Origin of the sequence: Xanthomonas sp. NCPPB 1067 (genome assembly GCF_020783795.1) — a bacterium.
Lineage (GTDB): Bacteria > Pseudomonadota > Gammaproteobacteria > Xanthomonadales > Xanthomonadaceae > Xanthomonas > Xanthomonas melonis.
In genome coordinates, this window is record NZ_JAJGQG010000031.1 from 18,881 (window position 1) to 43,130 (window position 24,250).

The following is a 24,250-nucleotide window of genomic DNA, read 5'->3' on the forward strand; positions in this document are numbered from 1 at the left end:
CACGCAGGGAAGGGAGATCTTGCCTTTCCCAATCCCGACTCCCCAATCCCCGCCCCTCAGCTACTTGATCCCAAGCTGATCCAGCACAAACGCATACGACTCGGCCAGTTCGCGGTAGCGACGGAACCGGCCGGATTTGCCGCCATGGCCGGCTTCCATGTTGGTGCGGAACACGATCGGCAATTCACCCGTATTGTCGTCGCGCAACTTGGCCACCCACTTGGCCGGCTCCCAGTACTGCACCTGCGAATCCCACAGGCCGGTACCGACGAACATCGCCGGATACGCCTGCTTGCGCACGTTGTCGTACGGCGAGTACGACAGCATGTAGTCGTAATATTCCTTGTTTTCCGGGTTACCCCACTCGTCGTATTCGTTGGTGGTCAGCGGAATACTGGCATCGAGCATGGTGGTGACCACATCCACGAACGGCACCTGCGCCACCAGCACGCGGTAGTCCTGCGGCGCCATGTTGGCTACCGCGCCCATCAACAGCCCCCCGGCGCTGCCGCCGGATCCTGCCACGCGCTCCCTGGATGCATAGCCCTGCGCCACCAGCCCGCGGGTGACATCGACAAAATCGTTGAAGGTGTTCTTCTTGTGCAGCAGCTTGCCGTCGTCATACCACTGGCGTCCCATCTCCTGGCCGCCGCGGATGTGTGCGATGGCATACACCACGCCACGATCGAGCAGGCTGATGGCGGGCAGGTTGAACGCCGGATCCATCGACATGCCGTAGCTGCCGTAGGCGTACTGGAACAGCGCTGCCGCGCCATCTTTCTTGAAGCCCCGCTTGTACACCAGCGACACCGGCACCTTGACCCCATCGCGCGCGGTCACCCAGACCCGCTCGGTCACGTACTTGGTGGGGTCGTAGCCGATCACCGGCTGCTGCTTGAGCGTTTTGCGTTCGCCGGTCTGGGTATTGAGTTCGTACGTGGTGGCCGGCGTGGTCAGCGAGGTGTAGCCATAGCGCAGCCACGCGGTGTCCGGCTCCGAGTTGACCGACAGGCCCATCGAATAGGCGGGTTCATCGGCCTTGACGTACTCATGGCTGCCATCGCGCTTGAGCAGACGCACGCGGTCCAGCCCGCCGGAGCGTTCTTCGATGGCGGTGAATCCATCGAACAGCTCGAAATTCTCGATGTATACGCCTTCGTCGTGCGCCACCCAATCGGTCCACTGCTTGCGGGTGGTCGCATCCGTCGGGGCGGTCACCAGCTTGAAATTCCTGGCGCCATCGGCATTGGTGCGAATCACCCAGCGGCCATCGAAATGCTCGGCGTGGTATTCCAGGTCGCGTTCCCGCGTGGCCAGCACCGTGAATTTCTCCGGTTTGGCGGCGGAGGCATAGCGCGTTTCCGACGAGACCGTGCTTTCCACGTCGATGGTGATGTACTTGTCGTCGCGGGTACGCCCCACGCCCATGTAGAAGCTGTCGTCCTTCTCTTCGTAGACCAGCACGTCGTCCTTGGAAGGGGTGCCGAGCACGTGCTTTTTCACGCGCACGGTGAGCAGCGTTTCCGGATCGTTTTCGACATAGAACAGCGTCTTGTTGTCGTCGGCCCAGACCATGTTCGGAGACACGCCTTCGACGGTGTCTGGATAGATTTCGCCGGTCTCCAGATTCTTGAACCGAATCGTGTACTGGCGGCGGCCGATCGCATCGTCGGCCCAGGCCAGAATGCGGTTGTCCTGACTGACCTCGGCCTCGCCCACGCTGAAATAGCCCTTGCCCTGCGCCATCTGGTTGACGTCCAGCAGGATCTCTTCCGGCGCCTCCATGCTGCCCTTACGGCGCGCCTGGATCGGGTAGTCCTTGCCGGCTTCGAAGCGCGTGTAATACCAGTAGCCGCGCTCGCGGTACGGCACGCTGGCGTCGTCCTGCTTGATGCGCCCCACGATCTCGGAGTAGAGCGTGTCCTCCAACGGCTTGAGGGGCGCCATCACCGCGTCGGTGTAGGCATTCTCGGCGTTGAGATAGGCCAGCATCGCCTTGTCTTCGCGTTTGTCGTCGCGCAGCCAGTAATAGGCGTCGTTGCGGTTGGCACCGAAGGGCGCCTTGACCACGTGCGGGCGCTTGGCGACCTCTGGCGGCTTGGGAGATGCGGCGAAGGCGGGGGATGTGGTCATCAGGCTGGCGATCAATAAGGTCAGGGCGGACTTCATCAGATTGGGATCCGTTGGATGAACGCAATGCCATCGCGGCGCCCGAGTGTGGAAGAGCCCGTCGTGCAGCGTCATGTGTCCTAGGTCATGCTGGTCTATCATCTTCGCAATGGACTCATCGATTTCGCCCGCGTCCGGCTATAGCCGCCGCAGCCAGGACATCGCCCCATTCCATGTGATGTCGCTGCTGGCCCGTGCCAATGCGCTCGAGCAGGCCGGTCACGACGTGATCCACCTGGAGATCGGCGAGCCCGATTTCACCACCGCCGCGCCGATCGTGGCGGCCGGGCAAGCCGCCCTGGCCGCCGGCCACACCCGCTATACCGCTGCGCGCGGGCTGCCCGCGCTACGCGAGGCGATCGCCGGCTTCTATGCGCAGCGTTACCGCTGCACCGTGGATCCGGAGCGGATCCTGATCACGCCGGGCGGCTCGGGCGCGCTGCTCTTGGCCAGCAGTTTGCTGGTGGACCCCGGCAGGCACTGGCTGCTGGCCGACCCCGGCTATCCGTGCAACCGCCACTTCCTGCGCCTGGTCGAGGGCGCCGCGCAATTGGTGCCGGTCGGGCCCGACAGCGATTACCAACTCACCCCAACGCTGGTGGAAACGCACTGGAATGCCGACAGCGTTGGCGCGCTGGTCGCCTCGCCCGCCAATCCCACCGGCAGCGTGCTATCGCGCGATCAGCTGGCCGGGCTGTCCCACGCGCTGCATGCCCACGGCGGGCATCTGGTGGTGGACGAGATCTATCACGGCCTGACCTATGGCCTGGACGCGCACAGCGTGCTGGAAGTGGACGACAGCGCCTTCGTGCTGAACAGTTTCTCCAAGTACTTCGGCATGACCGGCTGGCGTCTTGGCTGGCTGATCGCCCCGCCCGCGGCGGTGCCGGAGCTGGAAAAGCTGGCGCAGAATCTCTATATCAGCGCCTCGAGCATTGCGCAGCATGCCGCACTGGCTTGCTTCACGTCCGAGAGCATGGCCATCTTCGAAGCCCGTCGCGGCGAGTTCCAGCAACGCCGCGACTATCTGCTGCCGGCACTGCGCCAGCTCGGTTTCACTATCGCCGTCGAACCGCAGGGCGCGTTCTACCTCTACGCCGACATCAGCGCGTTCTCCAACGATGCCCAGGCGTTCTGCGCGCATTTCCTGGAAACCGAACATGTCGCATTCACCCCCGGCATCGACTTCGGCCACCACCGCGCCAACCAGCACGTGCGTATCGCGTACACGCAAAGTCTGCCGCGCCTGGAGCAGGCGGTGGAGCGGATTGCGCGAGGGCTGAAGACCATCGGAGCGGCGGCAAGACGCCCGCCCCCGCCATCCCTCTGACACCACCACGTGCCGGCCTAGTCGGTCGACCCGCCTTCGCCTGCGCCGCGGCGCTCCCCCGCCGCAGGCCCGATGTGGCCAACGGCACGCTTTGCGAGCAGCGCCCGCAACTGCGCCCAGTTTCCCTCCTGCGGCCAGCCGGAGAATCGGTCAACCACGTTGCCATCGTGCATCAGATAGAAGGTCGGTGTACTCCAGCCATCGATCATCGGCCAGTCTGCCGCATGACGTGCCAGCACGATGGATTGGTCCGCATGCGCCTTGTTCCATGTTCGAAGGACCTCGTCATCCAGATGCAATCCGACAGGCGCCAGCCAGACGAGGGTGATGCCGCGCAGCAGCGGATGATGCCTCAGATCGCCCATGGCGCTCGCCGAAAATCTGCAGTGCGGGTGCACGATCGCCACCAGCGTGTCTGCGCGCAGAGGCACCTGGATTTCGCGCAGCCGCCGCTTGCCCTGATCGATGGCATAGGCATTGGGCCGCACAGTGGGCTCGGCGCTGACCACATCGGGGACCGATTCGAATGCGATGCCGGGATGGTGCCGCGCCAAGTGACGTGCGTCGGCGAAACGGCGAAACTGCAGCAGCGTCTGATGATAACGCTGCAGCGCATCAGGCCCTGCGGAGGAACCCAGTGCATCCATGACCTTGATCAGTTGCTGCAGATAGCGCGCATCGTCGGTGTAATAGGCAAGGCGCTGACTCGCCCGCAACAAGGTTTCCAGGCCTGCCGGCGGGACATCGGCAAGGCGAGGCGAATCGACCACCGGCGCAAACTCGGCATCGTAGGCATCCGCCAGGCGCTGCAGCCGCTGCTCGCGGGGCAGGCTCAGGGTCGCATCGTCCAGCGCCACCAGACGATCGTAAGCGGCGTTCAGCGACTCGACCTGGGGATGCGCCCCTGCCCCACAAGCAGCGACGAACACCAACACGGCGAGAACCCAGCGCCATCGTTCAAGGCCAATCGACATGGCATCGCCCTCCAGAGCGATGGAGCGGGACCGCAAGCTACTTTCCCGTTGATTTCTTTTACAAAAGAGACCAGGCCTCGGCATACAACTTCGACGAAGCCTGGCAAGCACTCACCTTTAAATCACTAACAATTTGCGCCAATACAAATCTTACCCATCGACTGGCCGCAAGTCGCCTTGGCAACACAAGCATAATCGGGATAGTCAGGTTCTTTACTAGCAGTCGGGCCGTACCCTCTACTAATTAGATGTGTTGAGTCGGCGGGCGCCATAATAGCCTGACTGAACCCATCGGTTTGCCTCAGCCCGGGGATGAGCTTGACCGTCGCCTGTTGACCGAATAACGAAAGAACCTTGTACGCATCTAACGCATTCAATTGTGCAACCAGATCTTCATATGAATAACTGGCCAGACCATTTTCCGAGAAAACCAAACTATTCAAGAATCGCTCTCTACTCGAATAAGACAACAGCAGCAGGGGTGATTGGGCAGGCATGACCCGCAGGTATTCCCGTAATTCCGCTCGCGAGCGTATGGGAGCAACTTCTTGATCCAATAGCCGCTGGTCAATAGAAGCATCCACATTATTACCAGAAACACCTGCATCTCGAGCAATGACGACCGAAGTTGCGAAAAATAAGCAGGTACTCACTACGGCTCTCAGGATTATCATAATATGACCTATGATGATATCTGCATTGTTTCGTTGTGAGATCAGGTTCGGGACACCACTTATCGGCCCCCTTGTTTTGTACTCGCATTTACTCGATCAAGCAATTCCCGTTCAATTTCCGCACGTGTCCAATGACTTCGTGTTTGCCGAGGCCAAACCGCTGAGCGCAAACACCACCGTCAAGGCCGACATCGCCCGCGCCCCGTTGCGTCAGTTCCGAATTTTCGACCCCAAACGACACGAGGCCGCTGCATCGTGCCGGCGGCCTCGCGTGGGTGGTGCCTCATGCCGCATGCGGCCTGCGCATCAGTCGGCCAACCGCTCCCACAGGAAGCTGTAGGCCAGGGCCGCCATATGCGCGGCCTGTGCGTTGTTGGCCGCGCCGCCGTGGCCGCCTTCGATGTTTTCGTAGTAGGTCACGTCCTTGCCGGCGTCGATCATCCTGGCGGCCATCTTGCGGGCGTGGCCCGGATGCACGCGGTCGTCGCGCGTGGAGGTGAGGAAGATCGTCGGCGGGTAGGTCTTGTTCGGATCGAACAGGTGGTACGGCGAGAAGGTCTGGATGAAGTTCCAGTCGTCGGTGTCCGGGTTGCCATACTCGGCCATCCACGAGGCGCCGGCCAGCAAATGGCTGTAGCGCTTCATGTCCAGCAGCGGCACCTGCACCACCACCGCACCGAACAGCTCCGGGTACTGGGTGAGCATGTTGCCCGTCATCAGGCCGCCATTACTGCCACCCTGCACGCCCAGATGTCTGGCCGAGGTGATCTTGCGCGCGACCAGATCCTTGGCTACGGAGGCCATGTCTTCGTAGGCCTTGTGGCGATTCTGCTTGAGCGCGGCCTGATGCCAGCGCGGACCATACTCGCCGCCGCCGCGGATGTTGGCCACGGCATAGACACCGCCCTTCTGCAGCCAGGCACGCCCCAGGCCACCGGAATAGTTCGGCGTCATCGAGATCTCGAACCCGCCATAGCCGTACAGCAGCGTCGGCGCGCTGCCATCGAGCTTCAGGTCCTTCGGACGCACCAGGAAGTACGGCACGCGGGTACCGTCCTTGCTGGTGGCGAAGTGCTGCTCGATGCTGTCCTGGCCGGCATCGAAGAACGCTGGCATCGTCTTGAGCGGCTGCGGCGCGCTGCCGACATCCACCCACGACAGCGTGGTCGGGGTCAGGTAATCGGTGACGGTCAGCCACAGCGCGTCGCTATCGTTGCTGTCCACCGCCTCCACGCCCACGGTACCGAAGGCCGGCGCCCCAACGAAGGCGCTCTTCTTCCAGCCAGCCTGCGACGGCGTCAGCACGCTCAGCCGGTTCTTGACGTCGTCCAGCACGTTCAGCACCAGATGCGACTTGGTCCACGCCATTCCTGCCAGCGAGGTGGTTGCGGTGGGTTCGAACAACACCTCGAAACTGCGCTTGCCGGCCGTGAAGTCGTCCAGGCGCGTGGCCAGCAGCGAGCCGGCCTTGTAGCTCTTGCCGCCCACCGTCCACGGCTCGCGCAGCTCCAGCGTCAGCCACTGGCGCTTGACCGACTTGCTGGCCGAGTTGGGCACATCCACCTTGGCCAGCGTGCCGTCGGCGCCCTTCAGGTACAGCTCGTCGTTGTAGAAGGCCAGCGTGCGGCTGACGTAATCGCGTTCGAAGCCGGGCGTGTCGTCGTGCACCGCGGCGATGTACATGTCGGTCGGCTTGCCTTCGTAGACCACCGTGGCGGCACTGAGCGGCGTACCCCGCTTCCATTGCTTGGCGATGCGCGGATAACCGGAAGTGGTCATCGTTCCGGGGCCGAAATCGCTGAACACATACACCGTGTCCTCATCGATCCAGCCCAGCCCACCCTTGGCTTCCGGGCGGAAGAAGCCGTCCTTGACCCACTGCTTGCTGGTCAAGTCGAACTCGCGCGTGACATCGGCATCGGCACCGCCGCGCGACAATGCGATCAGGCAGCGCTTGTAGTCCGGACGCAGGCAGTCGGCGCCGTGCCAGACCCAGTTCTCGCCTTCCGCCTTGTTGAGCGCATCCAGGTCCAGCACCGTTTCCCACTTGGGCGCCGGCTTGCGGTACTCGTCCAGGGTGGTGCGCCGCCACAGGCCGCGCTCGTGCTGCTTGTCCTTCCAGAAGTTGTAGTAGAACGCGCCGATCTTCTGCACGGCGGGAATCTTGGCATCCGAATCCAGCACTTCGCGGATGCTGGTTTCCATCTGCTTGAACGCCGGGGTGGACGCCAGGCGGGCTTCGGTCCGGGCGTTCTGGGTCTTGACCCAGTCCAGCGACTTGGCGCCGGTGACTTCCTCCAGCCAGGCGTACGGATCGTTGGACACGGCAGTTTCCTCTGCGCAGACGGCGCCAGCGGTGATCAAGCCTGCAGCCAGGCAGACGGAGGCGAACTTGGACATGGAGTTTCCGGGAGTAAACCAACCCCGGAAACTACCACGACGCTTCGCCGGCCCCACCCTGCCAAAGGTCAGGCCGCACTGGCCCGCGCTGGTGCCGTCAGTCGTGCGCTGGCGCGGCGACGCTGCGCCTGCGGCCGGCGCCGACGCGCCACGGCGCGCCGCGTGCCTGGCCATCGCAACACAGGCAAGGCAAACCGGTACAGGCTCCACCAGGCCAGCATCGGCATGCCGACCAGCCACAGCGGCAGCCAGCCGATCCATTCGCTGTCCCCGCGTGCGGCCGGCCATACCAGCACCAGCGCAAGTCCAGCCAGGGCGATCTGTCGAACCGGGCGCAGCACGCGGGGATCGGGACGTTCGGAACGACGGTTGGGGCGATGCGACATGACGGCACTCCGTGGCGGGAAGATCGGGACAGGCCGCCAGGATTGCCTGCGCGCATCTCACCGACTGCGACCCATGCGACACAGACCGATACCTGCGCTTCGGCGACTGCCAGCGCGGGCCGCACGGCGGGCCCTGCCCGGTTCGCGCCGTCCCCGCCAGGTGTGCCGACCGGGCGCATGCGGCTATCGACAGGCCTTCAGCGCGGCGACTGCACGCGCGCAGCAGGTCGATCAGCGCTGCTGCGCCCAAGGCCCACACCGCGGCCGCGACGTCGCGTACCCGGCAACGCCCTCCCAAACCCGACCGTTGACGCAAACTTGCCCCCCGCATGCGGTAGTGTGCTGAACCTCTTGCCCTTTGTGATGTTGCGATGCGCCTGACCGTTACGATCGCCCTCGCCGTCCTGCTCGTGCTCGGCCTGCCCGCCGCGCATGCCAAGGATCCGCCCAGCACCGCGCCGGCGATCGATCTGTCCAAGATCATGGGCACCTGGTACGTGATCGCACGCATGCCCAACCCGGTCGAGCGCGGGCATGTGACCAGCCGTGACGAATACACCCTGGTCGAAGACGGCAAGGTGGCCGTGCGCTATCTGTATCGCGATGGCTTCGACGCGCCGGAAAAGGAAGTCAAGGCGCGCGCCTCGGTGGATGCGGACAGCGGCAATCGCGACTGGCGGGTATGGTTCTACAAGGTGATCCCGACCAAACAGCGCATCCTGGAGATCGCCCCGGATGGCTCGTGGATGCTGATCTCCTATCCGGGCCGGGATCTGGCGTGGATCTTTTCGCGCAAGCAGGACATGAGCCGCGACCAGTACCGCACCCTGGTCAACAAGATGCGCGACGATTACGGCATCTACACCGACAAGCTCAAGCGCGTGCCGCAGCTGCGCGAGCAGGTGGACCGGCTGGGGTTCGAAGTACCGAACGAGCGTTGATCCCCGCACCGCGATGACCCCAAGGTCGCCGCCTGGCGGCCCGAAAGGCAGATGCCGGTGCCGATCACGAGCACGCGTTGGGCCGCGAAGCACAGGCCGACCCGCTGCGCAGGCGGCTGACACCACCGCTGCAATACGCCCCACGCAGTGGCGATGACCTCGCCCGCTGGCGATGGACGTGGGCGGCTCCAGGCGAGCCTACGGACGTCGGGCCCGCCTCATGGCGCTCACGGGGGCGCGAGCATCCGCGGCGCCCGCACGGCCGGCAAGATCCCGCCAGAGGCGGCCGCCCGAGACTGCGGCAACCTGGCTCAGTCGTAATTGCTCAACGCCAGCGAGAGCAGGGCCTTGGCCTGCTCGCGCAACGACATCGGCTCGACGATCTCCGCATCCGAACCGTAATGCAGTACGTCCATCAGCAGCTCGCGCGAATTGCTGTAGGGCAGTTTGAGCTCGTAGCGGCCGTCGGCGAGAAAACGGCCCTGCTGCTTGGAATGCCAATGTTCGTCGGCCACCCAGCGCGCGGCCTTGGCGCTGAAGACGATGGTCGCCCAGCCCTTGGGCGCACCGGAAAAAATGCCGTAGCTGGCGGCGAGCTGTTCGTCCAGCTCGCTGTCGGGCACATCACGTGGTGCTGCCTCGAGCAGGCGTGCGTGGTTGATGCGGTCCACCGCGAAACTGCGCACGCCATCGCGGCCGTGGTCCCAGGCGTCCAGGTACCAGTTGTCGCGGTAGTGGGTGATGCGCTGCGGCGAGACGGTGCGCTTGGTCGATTCGTCGGTGGAGCGGGCGCGGTAATCGAAGCTCAGCTGCTTGCGCTCCAGCACGCCGGAGGCCACGGTGCGGAAACTGGCTTCGTCCAGCTTGCGGCCGCGATGTGGAATCACCCGCACCCGGTCCACCGGCCACTGCGAGACGCCGGCCTGGGCGGCCAGCAGGCCTTCGATGCGCTGCTGCAGCGGCGCCAGCATCGACGACAACACCCCGCCGCCGGTGCGTGCCAGCAACTGTTGGGAGGCCAGCAACGCATGCAGCTCTTCCGAACTCAGCCACAACCCGGGGAGCTCGAAACGGTCGCTTTCGCCGGACAGATAGCGAAAGCCGGATTCGCCATCGCCTTCCACCGGCGCCATCAGCGCATCGCGCAGAAACGCCAGGTCGCGGTACACGGTGGCGCGGGAACAGCTCAGCTCATCCTGCAGCCGCGCCACCGTGACCGGGTAGCGTGCCGACTTGAGCAAGCGATGCAGTGCATTGATGCGTTCATAGCGGTCCATGCGCCGATTATGTCCGGTTATTCGTGCCGCGGGGTGAGCGTGGCGTGCGCCGTTCCTTTGCGAGGGTACCGCCTGTCCGGCCGCGCTGCCGGCACTGCGGCAGCGATGGGGTGGAGGGTTTGGCGGCTGGCGGATTCAGCCTGCCTTTCCGGCTCGTCGGCGGCCGTCTTCGGGCACCGCAGCCGAACCGCCACTAAAGCAGGGCGTTCACCTGGTCATGACGGAGCGCACAGTCCGTTATCATGAAACCGCTTTCACCTCTCCCACTCCCGTTACGTCCTTCAAGCGAGCCGCCCATGTCCCGCCGTGCCCCGTTGTCTGCCCTGTTGCCACTGCTGTTGATCGCACCTGCCGCATGGGCTCAGTCGATCGCGGTTGCACCGACACCGGTCGACCCCGCGGCAGCGTTGGTGCCCTCGCCCTGGAGCGGCAGCAGCGGCGAGCTGGGTTACGCCTCGGCACACGGCAACAGCACCACCGACAGCCTCAACGGCCGCGTCCGCCTGCGTTACACCGACGGCGACTGGATCCACAGCCTGGACGCCACCGCGCTGCGCTCGAGCTCGGAATACACCAATACCAACGACGACGGCACCACCACGCGCGAGCGCCAGACCACCGCCGAGCGTTACACCGGCAGCGCCGGCAGCGCGCTGCAGTTGGGCGAGCATCGCCAGCTCACTGCCACGGGTCGTTACGAACACGACGATTTCGCTACCTACGATCGCCTGGCGACCTTCGGTATCGGTTATGGCACGCGCTTGATCGATGCGGATCGGTTCTATCTGGACGCGCAGGTGGGTCCGGGTATCCGCCGTGCGCACAACAGCGAGGACGACCGCAACGAGACCGGGCTGATCGGGCGCGGCCTGTTCGATCTGAAGTACACCGTGACCGACAACACCGATCTGATCAACACGCTGCTGGTGGAGTCGGGCGAATACAACACCTATGCGCAGAACGATTTCGGCGTGCAGGTCAGCATGAACTCGCACTTCGCGCTCAAGGCCGCCTGGCAGATGCGCCGCAATAGCGACGTCAGCGAAGGCGACAAGAAGACCGACACGCTGACCACGGTGAATCTGGTCTACACCTTCAAGTAAGCGCGCGCACTCGACCGCAGGCTTGGGAGACAGGCGATCCGATGCGCCGACCGGCGCTGCGCTGGTCGACAGGTCGCTCGCGTAGAAGCGCATCCGGGCGCGGCGGGTTCCGGGTAAGGCCCATCGCGGCCGGTTCCGTTCCTACGGGACGCGGGCATCGGGCGATTGTCCGGCAAGGCGCCGCCACCGGGTCGTTGCTGCCGCTGCAGCAGGATTTCTCGGGCCGGCGGGCCCGTGCGCAGCGCTACAGCTCGGCCAGCAGTTGCGCGGCGCCCTTGTCGAACAGCCCCTGCGCGACGCGGCGGCCGAGCGCTTCGGTATCGTCGGCACTGCCGTGCGCGTCGGCGTGGATCAGCCGGCCATCGCTGGCGCTGCCGACCATGCCTTGCAGGTACAGGCCCTGCCCCTCCCAACGCGCGAAGGCGGCCACCGGCACATGGCAGCTGCCGTGCAGCGCACGATTCATGGCGCGCTCGGCTTCCACGCAGGCGCGGGTGCTGGACGCATCCAGCACCGCCAGCAGCGCATGGATGCGCGCATCGTCGCCGCGGCACTCCACCGCCACCGCGCCCTGCGCCGGCGCCGGCAGCCATTCCGGCGCGTCCAATCGCGCGCTGATGCGTGCGTCCAGGCCCAGCCGCTGCAGGCCGGCGCAGGCCAGCACGATGGCGTCGTAGCCGCCGTTGTCGAGTTTGGCCAGGCGGGTGTTGACGTTGCCGCGCAGATCGATCAGTTCCAGATCCGGGCGCGCGGCACGCAGCTGCGCCTGACGTCGCAACGAAGAGGTGCCCACGCGCGCGCCCAGCGGCAGCGCCTGCAGGCTGGCATAGAGGTTGGAGACCAGCGCGTCGGCGGGATCGCCACGGGGCAGGATCGCCGGCAGCACGAACGGCGCATCCAGTTCCATCGGCACGTCCTTGAGCGAATGCACTGCGCAATCGGCCTCCCCGCGCAGCATCGCCAGCTCCAGTTCCTTCAGGAACAGGCCCTTGCCACCGATCGCCGCCAGCGAACGGTCCAGCACTTCGTCGCCACGCGTGCTCATCGGCACCAGCACGACTTCCAGGCCGGGGTGCTGCTGGCGCAACGCTGCGGCGACGTGTTCGCTCTGCCAGAGGGCAAGCGGGCTTTTACGGGTAGCGATGCGGAGCGTGGTCATCCCGCCATTATCGCGGAGCGGGCCGGTAACTCATACATGGCGGAGCTGGTCGCGCAGGCTGGCCACGCAGCGACGGCTCACTTCCAGGGTCTGCGGCACGTTGCGCAGCACCGCATGCACCTGGCCATCGCTGCCGCGACGCAGTTCCACCAGCTCGTCGCGGGCGACCAGGCAATTGCGGTGGATGCGCACCAGACGATCGGAAAATTCGTCTTCCAGCGATTTGAGCGACTCTTCGATCAGGTCCTCGCCACGGGTGTGGTGGACGATGACGTATTTCTCTTCGGCCTGCAGGTAGCGAATATCGCCGATGGCGATCAGCCGCAGGCTGCCGCGCAGGCGGGCGCACAGATGGGTACGCAGCGGGGTCGGCGCGGCGCTGGGCACGCGCCCGGCCAGAAAGGTCGCCACGCGCTCCAGCGCGGCGGCCAGACGCTCCGGGCGTACCGGCTTCATCAGGTAATCCAGCGCGGCCGCATCGAACGCCGACAGCGCATGCTGGTCGTAGGCGGTGCAGAACACCACCGCCGGTTGCGGCTGGCACTGGCGCAGCAGCCGCGCGGTCTCCAGCCCGTCCACGCCGGGCATGGCGATATCCAGCAGCACCAGGTCCGGGTGCCACTGCTCGCACTGCTGCAGCACCTGCTGGCCGTTTTCGGCCTCGCCGATCACCTGTACCTGCGGATGTTCGCCCAACAGCATGCGCAGGCGCTCGCGCGCCAGGGGCTCGTCATCGGCGATCAACACCCGCACTCGCATGGCCGTCATGGACATCCCCCTCGCTGCGGCGACTCTCCCTCACGGCAGCGGCAATGTGATCTCGCAGGCATAGTAGCCTTCGGCCCAGCTGGCCGCCATCCGTGCCCCGGCGCCGAACTGGAACGCCAGCCGGTGCGAGATGCTGGCCTGGGCGTGCCCTGCACCGGCCAGCAGTGGCGCCAGGGTCCCCGGCTGCGGAGCCGGATTGACGATGCGGATCTGCAACTGGTTGCCGCGCTGGCGCAGCGACAGGTACAGCGTGCCGCCCTCGGGCATGCGCGAGACCCCGTGCAGCACCGCGTTTTCCACCAGCGGCTGCAGCACGAGGCGCGGCATCGGCAAGTCCCAGGGCAAGGGCTCCTGGCGATGCCAGCGCACCTGCAAACGCTCGCCCAGGCGCAGCGATTCGATCGCCAGATAGCGCTCGGCCAGCTCGCATTCGGCACGCAGGGTGGAGCCACCTTCGCCGGCGCCCAACGCGGCGCGGAACAGGTCCGACAGGTCCAGCACCGCCTGCTCGGCGACCACCGGGTCGCGCCGCAGCAGGCTGGCGATCAGGTTCATGCTGTTGAACAGGAAGTGCGGGCGGATGCGCGCCTGCAGTGCATCGGCCTCGGCGCGGGCATTGGCCTGCACCTGCGCCTCCCAGCGGTCGCTGACATAGAAATAGCGCAGCGCCAGCGCGGTGATCAGCACCACCGTGGCCGCGCTGCCCAGGGTGAAGCGCCAGAAGCCGACCAGGGGCCCCAGCGGTGCCTGCCCGAGCACGGCGTACAGCCCATGCACGATGCCGGCGCCCAGCATCGCCACCACCGCGGCGATCAGCAGCGCGCTCAGCCCGCCCAATCGGGGCGGCAGCCGCGACAGCGCGGGCCGCAGCACGCACAGCAACACGCTGACCGCCAACGCCAGCCACAGCGCCAGGCCGCTGGCCGAGACGAAGCGCGACAGGGTGATGCTGCGCGCCGCGCCGGCGTCGGGCACCAGGGTCACCACCAGCACCACCAGTTCGGCCAGCCCCAGCATCGCTCCCAGCCGCGGCAGCCGGCACAGGTCCGGCATCCAGGCGATCTGGGAGGAGCTGGCGGCCATCGGCTCAGGCGGCGGTGAAGCGCGCCTGCATCCAGTCGCGCAGGGCGTCGATCTCTTCCAGACAGACCTGGTGCCCCATCGGATAGGTGTGCCAGTCCAGCGCGAAGCCGAGCGTGCGCAGCGCCTGCATGCTGGCCTGGCCGGCTGCGAACGGCACCACCGGGTCGGCCGTGCCGTGGGCCATGAACAGCGGTTGGACGGTGGCGGCCGACTGCAGCTGGCTGGCGGCAGCGGCCGGGTCCGGCAGATAGGTCGACAGCGCGATCAGCCCGGCCAGCGGCACGCTGCGCTGCAGACCCACCGCCAGGGTCACCGCCCCGCCCTGCGAAAACCCCGCCAGCAGGATGCGCTCGGGCGCGATGCCGCGACGCTGCTCCTGGGCGATCAGGGCTTCGACCTGGGCCACCGACGCGGCGATCCCGGCCTTGTCGGCGCGCTGGGAGAAGTCCATGCCGACGATGTCGTACCACCCGCGCATGCGCACGCCGTTGTTGATGGTGATCGGACGGATCGGCGCATGCGGGAACACGAAGCGCAGCGCCGGCCACTGCGGGCGCACCAGCTCCGGCACCAGCGGGGCGAAGTCGCTGCCGTCGGCGCCCAGGCCATGCAGCCACAGCACGGTCCACTGCGGGTTCGGTCCAGTCTCGCGTTCGATCACGTCCAGCATCATCCAGCTCCGCTTGCGGGCTGGGCATTATGCCCTGCGCGACAGGCAGGGCCGATCACCTGGCACCGGATGCGGCGATCCGTCGCTGCCGTGGCGGCCGGCAGCCGTCAGCCGAAGACGCATCGGCCGGCAAGGCTAGCGCCGCCGCGCACTCAGACCAACGGCGGTTCCTGCGCGGCGGCGCGGCGCAGTTCGGAGGCGCGCACCAGCACCTTGGGCGGGTCGAGTTCTTCGGGGATGCAGAAGATGCCGGCGCGGCGCAGCGCCAGGCCGGAGCGCCGCAGCGAGGTCAGCGCCACCACCGGAATCGACAACGCCATGCCGACGACCACCGGCGCCATCCAGGCGGCCAGCGACGGCGACACCAGATAGGCCAGCGTCCCCATGAACACGCCGAACAGGGTCAGCCCGCCGTAGCTGCGCAGCAGCGCCGGCCACGACAGCTTGCCGTCGTCGCGCACCTGCGCGTCCCAGCCCGAATCCTTGCCGGCCAGCACTTCGAACACGCCGCGCGACTGCAGGTACATCACCACTGGCGCCATCAGCGCAGCCAGCACGGTCTCCAGCAGGATGCTCAGTGCCGCACGGACAGCGCCGCCGCAGGCGCGCAGTTCGCGCGGATTGAGCAACAGGGCGATGTAGCCGAGCAGCTTGGGCGCCAGCAGCACGAACATGGTGCAGATGAAGATCCAGATCGCATTGCCCTGGCTGCTGCCATGCCAGTAACGCGCGGGAGAGAACGGCAGGTCGCCGGCCAGATCGATACCGCCGCCAGCCAGCGGGATGCCGATGCCGATCAGCATCAGCAGGCCCCACATCGGCGCGGTGAAGTAATGCCCGATGCCGATCAGCATGTGCATGCGGCTGATCCAGTGCAGCCCCTTGGCGCTCACCACCTTGGCGTGCTGCAGGTTGCCCTGGCACCAGCGGCGGTCGCGGATCAGCAGGTCGGTCAGCGTGGGCGGGCCTTCCTCATAGCTGCCCTGCAGGTAGGGCACCATGTGCATGGCCCAGCCGCCGCGCCGCATCAGCGCCGCTTCCACGAAGTCGTGGCTGAGCACATGCCCGCCGAACGGCTTGCGTCCGCGCAGCGACGGCAGGCCGGCGTGATCGGCGAAGGCCTGGGTGCGGATGATGGCGTTGTGGCCCCAGTAATTGCTCTCGGCGCCGTGCCACCAGGCCACGCCGAAGGCGATGATCGGCCCATACACGCGCCCGCCGAACTGCTGCATGCGGGCGAACAGGGTCTGCCCGTTGACCACCGCCGGCAGGGTCTGGATCAGGCCCACGTCCGGATTGCTTTCCATGCCGGCAACCAGCCGCACGATGGTGTCGCCGGTCATCACGCTGTCGGCGTCCAGGATCAGCATCTGCGGGTAGCTGCCGCCGAAACGGCGCACCCAGTCGGCCACGTTGCCGGCCTTGCGCGCGGCATTGTCGGCGCGGCGGCGGTAGAAGATGCGCCCATGCCCGCCGACGCGGTCGCACAGCTCCTGGTAGACCAGCTCTTCGGCGCGGCCGATATGCTCGCGGGTGGTGTCGCTGAGTACGAAGAAGTCGAAGTGCTCCAGTTGCCCGGTCTCGGCCACCGACTCGTAGATGGCCTGCAGGCCGGCCAGCAGCCGGCGCGGGTCTTCGTTGTAGGTCGGCATCAGCAGCGCGGTCCGCGAGCGCAGCGTGGGCAGCGGCTGTTCCGGGTCGATGCCGAGCTTGCGCCCGGCACGCGCCACCACGGTAACGAAACCGGCCACCGCGCTGGCGAAGGACATCGCGATCCAGGCGAACAGCAGCACGAACAGGCCGAGCAGGCAGCCCTCCAGCACGCTGACGCCATCGGGCCACAGCACGCTGAGCATCACCCACACCGCGACCGCGGTGGTGGCCAGGGTGCCGCCGATCAGATAGAAGCGGCGCAGGCCGATGCCGGGCGGCGAGGTCCGTTGATGCGGCACCTGCAAGCGACCCTCGCGCAGCGACTGTTCGGGCATCGCCAACGGCGCTTCCGGTGGCAGCGTGGGCTGGCCGGCATCCAGCGGGGAGACGCGAGGCACGTCGGTTGGTGCGGGGGAAAGGGTCACGGTACCGTCCATCAGGGCTGCCCGTCGCATTGGCGCGAGAGTGTGGGCGGAAACGAAAGATGCCTGCCAGCGCTGCGACGCGGCGGCGCCACGCCTGCGGCGACAGCAACGGGGCCGGCGCGATGCGGACACGACGCGGGATTGGCAGGTGTTGAACCACTCCGATGCACAAACTCTCCTGGCGGCGACGCGACGTCGCGGCTCATCCTAAAGAATCGACCGTTAAAGGAAGCGAAGGCCCTGCTGCAGTCGTTGCCCCTCCCGACAAGGACCGCGCGGCAGACTACGCCGTGACAACCGAACGCAACCCCAACAGATTGCAGGCTGCCACACGCGTTGTCACGGACCGCTGGCCGGGCTGTCGTGCGTAACGGGTGCAAGTGGTGTGCCATAAGGTGCATTCGGCTGCGTTGGTTTGTTAGGTCTTTTGATGCAGCCAAGGCCCGGAGCTACAGCCTGGCTGGTCGAGGGCGCGATGCCCTCACCGCTCGCGGGACACGCCGTTAACCCGTCCATGGGGGCTCGATGGCGGCATCCATGCCGCCAACGGTCCCGCAATCGGTGAGGACACCGCGCCAGCCAGTTGGCTGGTGGCTTCATTAAGAACGGAATCTGCGCACCAGACCGTTTGCTGGCTGTTTATTGCAGGCTCTGCACACCGACCAACTCCACTGGTCCTTGCCCGCTCACCGTCGCGGGACCTTACGCGGCATGGATGCCGCGTAAGAGCTTACAAGGACGTACTTGCAGCGTGTCCCGCGATGGTGGGCGGGCAAGGGCCCTGCAGCAAACGCAAAGAAGCCAAGGGCGCGGTGCTCTGCGCAGCGAACACCGCAACGCGCGCCCGACAGTGGCGCAAAAACGTTGCCAGACGTTGTTACTTGCGCGCCGCCTCGCTGGCATCGCGGGTGGCGCGGAACTCCGAATCTTGGCTCCAGTTCGGCCACTGCTGCGAATCGGCCAGCTGGCGGCCCAGTGCGTACAGCACGCCCAGATCGCGCGCGGCACCGGCAAAGCTCCAGTCCGGCTTCCACTCGTCGCCCTGCTGGTGATAGCGCTTGGCGGTGTAGTCGTCGGCCGCGGCCTTGCCGGCGGCCACGCCGCCCACTTCCCAGTCCTGTCCGGCCGCATACGACAGCGCCGGCACGCCACGCTTGGCGAAGGAGAAATGATCGGAACGGAAGAAGTAGCCGGCCTGCGGCTTGGGATCGGGCGTGTAGCGCAGCTTTGATTGCGCGGCCACGGTCTTGAGCTGGTCGAGCAGTTCGAGCTTGGCGGTGCCGTAGATGCCGAAGTCGCGCGAGGGCACGAACGGATTCATGCCGTCCATGTTGATCACCGCCACCGTGGTGTCCAGCGGATACAGCGGCTTGGAGGCGTAGAACTCCGAACCCAGCAAACCTTTCTCTTCGGCGGTCACCGCCAGGAACACCACCGAGCGCTCCGGCCTGGGCGCCTTGGCGAAGCCGCGCGCCAGCTCCAGCAATGCGGCCGTGCCGCTGGCGTTGTCCAGCGCGCCGTTGAAGATGGTGTCGCCACGCGCATCCGGCTTGCCCACGCCGATGTGGTCCCAGTGCGCGCTGTAGATCAGCGTCTGGTTCGGGCGTTTGCTGCCTTCCAGCCGCGCCACCACGTTGTGCGAGGTGATCACGTCGGAGGCGACCTGATAGCTGGCGCTCAACCGCTGGCCCTCGAGTTCGACCGGCCTGAACGCGCGCGTCTGCGCCTGCTTCTTCAAGGTGTCGAAATCCAGCCCGGCGCGTTTGAACAGATCGGCGGCCAGATCGCGCTGGATCCAGCCCTCCACCGTGGGATGCGCGCTGCGCGGGTTGTCGCGCACCACGTCGAACATGGTGTTGGTATTGGAGCTGGCCACGGTGTCCCAGCCGTAGGAGGCCGGCGCGGTTTCATGCACTACCAGCACGCAAAGCGCACCCTGGCGCGCGCCTTCTTCGTACTTGTAGGTCCAACGGCCGTAGTAGGTCATGCCGGCGCCGTCGAAGGCGCCCTTGCCGGTTTCGAAGTCCGGGTCGTTGATCAGCACCACCGCGATCTTGCCCTTCAGGTCCACGCCCTTGAAGTCGTCCCAGTCGCGCTCGGGCGCCTTGACGCCGTAGCCGACGAACACCAGCGGCGCGTTGGCGATCTCCACCTTGGACGAGCCGTCGAGCGCGGCGCGGATGGCGATCTGCTTGCCCTGGGTCAGCGGCTGCGACTTGCCGGCATCGGCCAGCGCGATGGTCGGCGTACCGACGATATCGGCGCGCCGCAGCGGCACCGCCTGGGTCCACAGGCGCTTGCCATCCTTCAGGTCGCCGCCAGGCTGCAGGCCGGCGGCGGCGAACTGCTGGCTCAGGTAGGCCACGGTCTTGTCTTCGCCTGCGGTGGCAGGGCCTCGGCCCTCATAGGCGTCCGAAGCCAGCTCCTTGACGTCGCGCGAGATGCGCGCACCGTCGAACGTCGGCGTCTGCGCCATCACCACGGTCGAGATCGCCGTCGCCAGCAGCCCCACCGCACCTCGCTTCATCAGCGCACGCTTGATCACAACTCGCTTCACCGCAGCCCCCAGGGGTCGTCCGAACAGCCCCCGAGTGTAGCCACTGCCGCCGGGACCTGCTGACGCTAAGGCGCGGACGCGGGCTGCGGACACCGTTCGCTGCGACGCGGGCTGGCCGGCGGCGCGTTGCCCGCAGCGCGCAGGCCAGCGCGCAGGCAGGAAGAACACCTTGTGCCCGGCGATTTTGCGAGGCGGAACACGGGCGCGACGGCCGGGCCGCACACTCGCCCGATCGCCGTGCTCAGAACAGATCGACGCTGCCCACCTGCTGGGGCTGCTGCTGCAGCTGCCCGCTGGCGATCAGTTCGGCATACACCGCGGCGCGGTTGCGGCCGTGCTGCTTGGCCCAGTACAGCGCCTTATCGGCTTCGTCGAGCATCTGGCTGATCAACCGACCGTGGGTCAGTTCCACGATGCCGGCACTGAGGGTGACCTGACCCACCTGCGGGAAATCATGCCCGGCCACCGCCGTACGGAAGCGTTCGAACAGGCCGACGGCGATATCGCGATCCACGCCGCGCAGCACGATCACGAATTCCTCGCCGCCGAAACGGAACAGCAGGTCGTCCTGGCGGAACGCGCGCTGCATCAGCTGCGCCACCAGCAGCAACACCTCGTCGCCATACAGGTGGCCGAAGGTGTCGTTGACGCGCTTGAAGTGATCGATGTCCACGATCCCCAGCCACACGCCCTGGCTCTCCGCCGCCGCAGGATCGCCACCGAACAGCCGCAGAATCACGTCGTCGAAGGTCTTGCGGTTGCGCAGGCCGGTCAACGCATCGCGCTGGGCATCGTCGAGCAGGCTGCGGTAATTCTGGAAGAATCGCGCAAAGCCCTGCAGCATCGCCTGCTCGGCCGCTCCGGGCGCACGTGCCCCGCCCACCCGCAGGCAGGTGCGGATGCCGCGCGTCTCCATCATCGGGTAGACCAGCAGGGCGCGCCCGTCCTGGTGCAGCTGCAGCACCTCGCCCGGACCGTGCAGCTCGGCCAGTTGTGCGCGCATCTGCGCATCGTGCAGCTCGGCCACGGTCAACGACAGGCGCCCGTCCTCGCGCAGCCGGCTTTCGGCCATGGTGCGGCCGTCCGGGGCGATGCGCAGCAGCGACAGCTCCTCGGCGGCGCAGACCTCGCGCATGGTACGCAGCAGGCTCAGATCGAGCAGCTCCGCATCGCGGATGGCGCTCATGTCCACCATGCGTTCGAGCAACGGCGACACGCTCATCGGCGCTTCCGTATGACGCATGCGGGCCGGCCGCCGGAGAGGCGGCCTGCGGGCAGACAACTGGGACGGCAACGCAAAGGCTTCACGACGGCGACCGGCAATCAGGTTGCCGGTTCATCGGCGCTGCGGCCGCAAACTTGAGACCGCTCGCTGCCCCGCGCCCGGCACGGGGCAGGCCTGGTGCGGCCGGCGGGCCCGCGCCCGATGGCCGTCCCGGCCACGGGGTTCAGGGCAATGCGGACTCCAGGGCATCTTCGCCCAGCGCGTGCCGTTGCATCAGCCGCCGGCTGCCGGCATTCAGGCCGCGCACCTGCACCTGCAGGTCGTGATGGCGCAGCCGCTGCACCACCTTGTCCAGCGCCGCCACGGCGGTGATGTCCCAGAAATGTGCACGGCTGACATCGATCACCACGCTGCGGCCGGGGACCTCGCGCGCATCGAACGCGTCGATGAACACATCGGCCGAGGCGAAGAACACCTGTCCGCGCACGCGGTAGGTGCGCACGCCGTCTGCGCCATCGACATGCGCGATCTGCAGCAGCCCGGCCACCTTGAAGGTGAAGAACACCCCGCTCAGCACCACGCCCACCGCGACCCCGGCCGCCAGGTTGTGCGTTGCCAGCGTCACCGCCACGGTGGCCAGCATCACCACGCTGGAGGTGCGCGGATGGGTGACCACGGTCCGCAACGAGCGCCAATCGAAGGTCTCCACCGACACCATCACCATGATGGCCACCAGCGCCACCACCGGTACCTGCGACACCCAGGGCTTGAGCAACACCATCAGCACCAGCAGGAACACGCCGGCGAACAGGGTCGACAGCCGGCCGCGGCCGCCATACTTCACGTTGCCCACGGTCTGCCCGATCATCCCGCACCCGGCGATGCCGCCGAACAGGCTGGCTGCCGCGTTGGCGATGCCCAGCCCGGTGCACTCGCGGTTCTTGTCGCTGGGAGTGTCGGTGAGCTCGTCGACCACGCGTGCGGTCATCAACGATTCGAGCAGGCCGACCATGGCGATGGCCAGCGCCGGCAACGCGATGATGCGCAGAGTCTCCAGCGTCATCGGCACCGCCGGCCAGTGCAGCACCGGCAGCGCGTTGGGCAGTCTGCCCAGATCGGCCACGGTCTTCAGCGGTAGCTGCAGCGCGCTGCCGGCCACGGTCAGCAGCAGGATGCACAGCAACGGCGAGGGAATCGCCGCCAGCCCCGGGATGCGCAGGCGCGGCAGCCCGTAGATGATCGCCAGGCCTGCGCCCAGCATCGCCCAGGTGGCCAGGTTGGCACCCAGCAGATGCGGCAGCTGCGCGGCGAAGATCAGCACCGCCAAGGCGTTGACGAAGCCGGTGCGCACCGAGCTGCTGACGAACCGCATCAGCACGCCCAGCCGCAACAGCCCGAACAGGATCTGCACGGCACCGGCCAGCAACCCGGCGGCCAGCAGGTACGGCAAGCCGTGCGCTGCGACCAGGGGCGCGGCCACCAGGGCCACCGAACCGGCGGCCGCCGAAATCATGGCCGGCCGCCCACCGCAGAAGGCGATGACGATGCCGATCACGAAGGATGCGAACAGCCCCACCTGCGGGTCCACGCCCGCCACGAAGGCGAATGCGATCACTTCGGGAATCAGGGCGAACGTGGCGACCGCGCCGGCCATCACTTCGCGCGCGGGCGACGCGCGCCATTGCGCCAGTTCGGCGCGCAACAGGGACATTTATGGACACTCCAGGGACAAAAAGGACAGCAAGTGGCCATCCGTTACGCAAATAGTGTGGTGCAAACGAACGCTTCGGGTGTGACTGGTGCGGCAATGCATTCTTTTGTGGAAGCGATCACGTCCCGTTCTGAGGCCTGGGACCAAGATGCCCCCCTCACCGGGCTCGGGTGTCGAGCTCGGTCATCCAGGGAGATCCTCATGTCCATCTTCAGGACCGCAAGTACCCTTGCGCTGGCCACCGCGCTGGCCTTGGCCGCCGCACCGGCGCACAGCTATTCCATCAGCAACAACCGCGTCGTCGACGACAGCGGCAAGGTCGTGCAGCTCAAGGGCGTCAACGTGTTCGGCTTCGAGACCGGCAACCATGTCATGCACGGTCTGTGGGCACGCAACTGGAAAGACATGATCAACCAGATGCAGGGCCTGGGCTTCAACGCCGTGCGCCTGCCGTTCTGCCCGGCCACGCTGCGCAGCACCACCATGCCGACCAGCATCGACTACAGCCGCAACGCCGACCTGCAGGGCCTGACCTCGCTGCAGATCCTGGACAAGGTGATCAACGAGTTCAATGCGCGCGGCATGTATGTGCTGCTGGATCACCACACTCCCGACTGCGCGGCCATCTCCGAACTCTGGTACACCGGCTCCTACTCCGAAGCGCAGTGGCTGACCGACCTGCGTTTCGTGGCCAACCGCTACAAGAACGTGCCGTACGTGATCGGCGTGGACCTGAAGAACGAACCGCATGGCGCCGCGACCTGGGGCACCGGCAACGCCGCCACCGATTGGAACAAGGCCGCCGAACGCGCCTCGGCCGCGGTGCTGGCAGTGGCGCCGAAGTGGATCATTGCGGTGGAAGGCATCGGCGACAACCCGGTGTGCTCGATCAACGGCGGCATCTTCTGGGGCGGCAACCTGCAGCCGCTGGCCTGCACCCCGCTGAACATCCCCGCCAACCGCCTGCTGCTGGCGCCGCATGTCTATGGCCCGGACGTGTACGTGCAGTCGTATTTCAACGACAGCAACTTCCCCAACAACATGCCGGCCATCTGGGACCGCCACTTCGGCCAGTTCATCGGCAAGTACGCCCTGCTGCTGGGCGAGTTCGGCGGCAAGTACGGCGAAGGCGATGCGCGCGACAAGACTTGGCAGGACGCGCTGGTGCGCTACCTGCGCAGCAAGGGGATCAACGAGGGCTTCTACTGGTCCTGGAATCCCAACAGCGGCGACACCGGCGGCATCCTGCGCGACGACTGGACCACGGTCCGCCAGGACAAGATGACGCTGCTGCGCACCCTGTGGGGCACTGCCGGCGGCACGACGCCGACGCCGGCTCCAACGCCCACTCCGACACCCACTCCGACACCCACGCCAACGCCCACACCGACTCCGACACCCACTCCGACGCCGACGCCCGGAGCCGGCAGCTTCAGCACCAGGGTGATCGTGGACAGCAGCTGGGCCGGCGGATCGTGCAGCCGCGTGCAGGTCACCAATACCGGCACCGCCAGCGGCGCCTGGACCGTTTCGGTGCCCGTGACAGGCAGGGTCAACAATGCCTGGAACGCGACCTGGTCGCAGAGCGGCAGCACGCTCAAGGCCAGCGGCGTGGACTTCAACCGCACGCTGGCGGCCGGTGCGACCGCCGAATTCGGCTTCTGCGCGGCGAGCTGATCATCGTACTGGCGGGTACGCCCGCCATGCCGCATGAGGCGATCGGCCGATCGCCTCATGCAACCGGG

General features: G+C 66.6%; 18 protein-coding genes. 4 read left to right on the forward strand and 14 right to left on the reverse strand.

What is annotated here, in order from left to right; all coding sequences use genetic code 11:
- Positions 1-60 precede the first annotated feature (60 nt).
- A complete protein-coding gene (locus tag LL962_RS17955; protein WP_228317896.1) occupies positions 61-2,169 on the reverse strand; it encodes a S9 family peptidase in 2,109 nt (702 codons plus the stop codon).
- 109 nt (positions 2,170-2,278) lie between these two features.
- Between LL962_RS17955 and LL962_RS17960 the strand changes: the two genes are divergently transcribed.
- Positions 2,279-3,499, forward strand: a complete 1,221-nt coding sequence (locus tag LL962_RS17960) for a pyridoxal phosphate-dependent aminotransferase (RefSeq protein ID WP_228317897.1) — start codon at positions 2,279-2,281, stop codon at positions 3,497-3,499.
- A gap of 17 nt (positions 3,500-3,516) precedes the next feature.
- On the opposite strand, the gene LL962_RS17965 is transcribed toward LL962_RS17960, so the two are convergent.
- The 4 genes from LL962_RS17965 to LL962_RS17980 form a co-directional block, all read right to left on the reverse strand.
- Entirely contained in the window at positions 3,517-4,557 is a 1,041-nt protein-coding gene (locus LL962_RS17965; protein WP_228317898.1) for a hypothetical protein, read from the reverse strand.
- Positions 4,558-4,598: 41 nt separating this feature from the next.
- Positions 4,599-5,126 (reverse strand): hypothetical protein, encoded by a 528-nt coding sequence (locus LL962_RS17970; RefSeq protein WP_228317899.1) that lies wholly within the window; start codon positions 5,124-5,126, stop codon positions 4,599-4,601.
- 327 nt (positions 5,127-5,453) lie between these two features.
- Positions 5,454-7,547, reverse strand: a complete 2,094-nt coding sequence (locus LL962_RS17975; protein WP_228317900.1) for a prolyl oligopeptidase family serine peptidase — start codon at positions 7,545-7,547, stop codon at positions 5,454-5,456.
- 68 nt (positions 7,548-7,615) lie between these two features.
- Positions 7,616-7,933: a hypothetical protein gene (locus LL962_RS17980; RefSeq protein WP_228317901.1), complete on the reverse strand. Its 318-nt coding sequence runs from the start codon at positions 7,931-7,933 to the stop codon at positions 7,616-7,618.
- A 371-nt stretch (positions 7,934-8,304) separates the two neighbouring features.
- Between LL962_RS17980 and LL962_RS17985 the strand changes: the two genes are divergently transcribed.
- Complete coding sequence (locus tag LL962_RS17985) at positions 8,305-8,874, forward strand: lipocalin family protein (RefSeq protein ID WP_228317902.1); 570 nt, start codon at positions 8,305-8,307, stop codon at positions 8,872-8,874.
- A 311-nt stretch (positions 8,875-9,185) separates the two neighbouring features.
- On the opposite strand, the gene LL962_RS17990 is transcribed toward LL962_RS17985, so the two are convergent.
- On the reverse strand, positions 9,186-10,151 hold the full coding sequence (locus LL962_RS17990) for a helix-turn-helix transcriptional regulator (RefSeq protein WP_228317903.1): 966 nt from the start codon (positions 10,149-10,151) through the stop codon (positions 9,186-9,188).
- Between the two features lie 296 nt (positions 10,152-10,447).
- On the opposite strand from LL962_RS17990, the gene LL962_RS17995 reads away from it, so the two are divergent.
- Positions 10,448-11,254 carry a DUF481 domain-containing protein gene (locus LL962_RS17995; protein ID WP_104585854.1) on the forward strand — a complete coding sequence of 269 codons (807 nt, stop codon included), beginning with the start codon at positions 10,448-10,450 and terminating at the stop codon, positions 11,252-11,254.
- A 244-nt stretch (positions 11,255-11,498) separates the two neighbouring features.
- Here LL962_RS17995 and hemC read toward each other — a convergent pair whose 3' ends face one another.
- The 8 genes from hemC to LL962_RS18035 all read right to left on the reverse strand — a co-directional run bounded on the left by hemC (position 11,499) and on the right by LL962_RS18035 (position 22,505).
- Positions 11,499-12,413 carry a hydroxymethylbilane synthase gene (gene hemC / locus LL962_RS18000; RefSeq protein WP_228317904.1) on the reverse strand — a complete coding sequence of 305 codons (915 nt, stop codon included), beginning with the start codon at positions 12,411-12,413 and terminating at the stop codon, positions 11,499-11,501.
- A gap of 30 nt (positions 12,414-12,443) precedes the next feature.
- Positions 12,444-13,181 carry a LytR/AlgR family response regulator transcription factor gene (locus LL962_RS18005; protein WP_167395213.1) on the reverse strand — a complete coding sequence of 246 codons (738 nt, stop codon included), beginning with the start codon at positions 13,179-13,181 and terminating at the stop codon, positions 12,444-12,446.
- Positions 13,182-13,211: 30 nt separating this feature from the next.
- The gene (locus tag LL962_RS18010) at positions 13,212-14,264 is read right to left on the reverse strand and encodes a sensor histidine kinase (protein WP_104585860.1); all 1,053 of its coding nucleotides are present in this window, start codon (positions 14,262-14,264) and stop codon (positions 13,212-13,214) included.
- Positions 14,265-14,268: 4 nt separating this feature from the next.
- Positions 14,269-14,937: an alpha/beta hydrolase gene (locus LL962_RS18015; protein ID WP_228317905.1), complete on the reverse strand. Its 669-nt coding sequence runs from the start codon at positions 14,935-14,937 to the stop codon at positions 14,269-14,271.
- A gap of 149 nt (positions 14,938-15,086) precedes the next feature.
- On the reverse strand, positions 15,087-17,024 hold the full coding sequence (gene mdoH / locus LL962_RS18020; RefSeq protein ID WP_228317906.1) for a glucans biosynthesis glucosyltransferase MdoH: 1,938 nt from the start codon (positions 17,022-17,024) through the stop codon (positions 15,087-15,089).
- Between the two features lie 865 nt (positions 17,025-17,889).
- Positions 17,890-19,539, reverse strand: a complete 1,650-nt coding sequence (locus LL962_RS18025) for a M28 family metallopeptidase (RefSeq protein ID WP_228317912.1) — start codon at positions 19,537-19,539, stop codon at positions 17,890-17,892.
- 271 nt (positions 19,540-19,810) lie between these two features.
- On the reverse strand, positions 19,811-20,791 hold the full coding sequence (locus tag LL962_RS18030) for a GGDEF domain-containing protein (RefSeq protein WP_167395214.1): 981 nt from the start codon (positions 20,789-20,791) through the stop codon (positions 19,811-19,813).
- A 226-nt stretch (positions 20,792-21,017) separates the two neighbouring features.
- Positions 21,018-22,505, reverse strand: coding sequence for a SulP family inorganic anion transporter (locus LL962_RS18035; RefSeq protein WP_228317907.1), 1,488 nt, complete (start codon positions 22,503-22,505; stop codon positions 21,018-21,020).
- A 201-nt stretch (positions 22,506-22,706) separates the two neighbouring features.
- On the opposite strand from LL962_RS18035, the gene LL962_RS18040 reads away from it, so the two are divergent.
- Entirely contained in the window at positions 22,707-24,182 is a 1,476-nt protein-coding gene (locus LL962_RS18040) for a cellulase family glycosylhydrolase (RefSeq protein WP_228317908.1), read from the forward strand.
- Positions 24,183-24,250 lie beyond the last annotated feature (68 nt).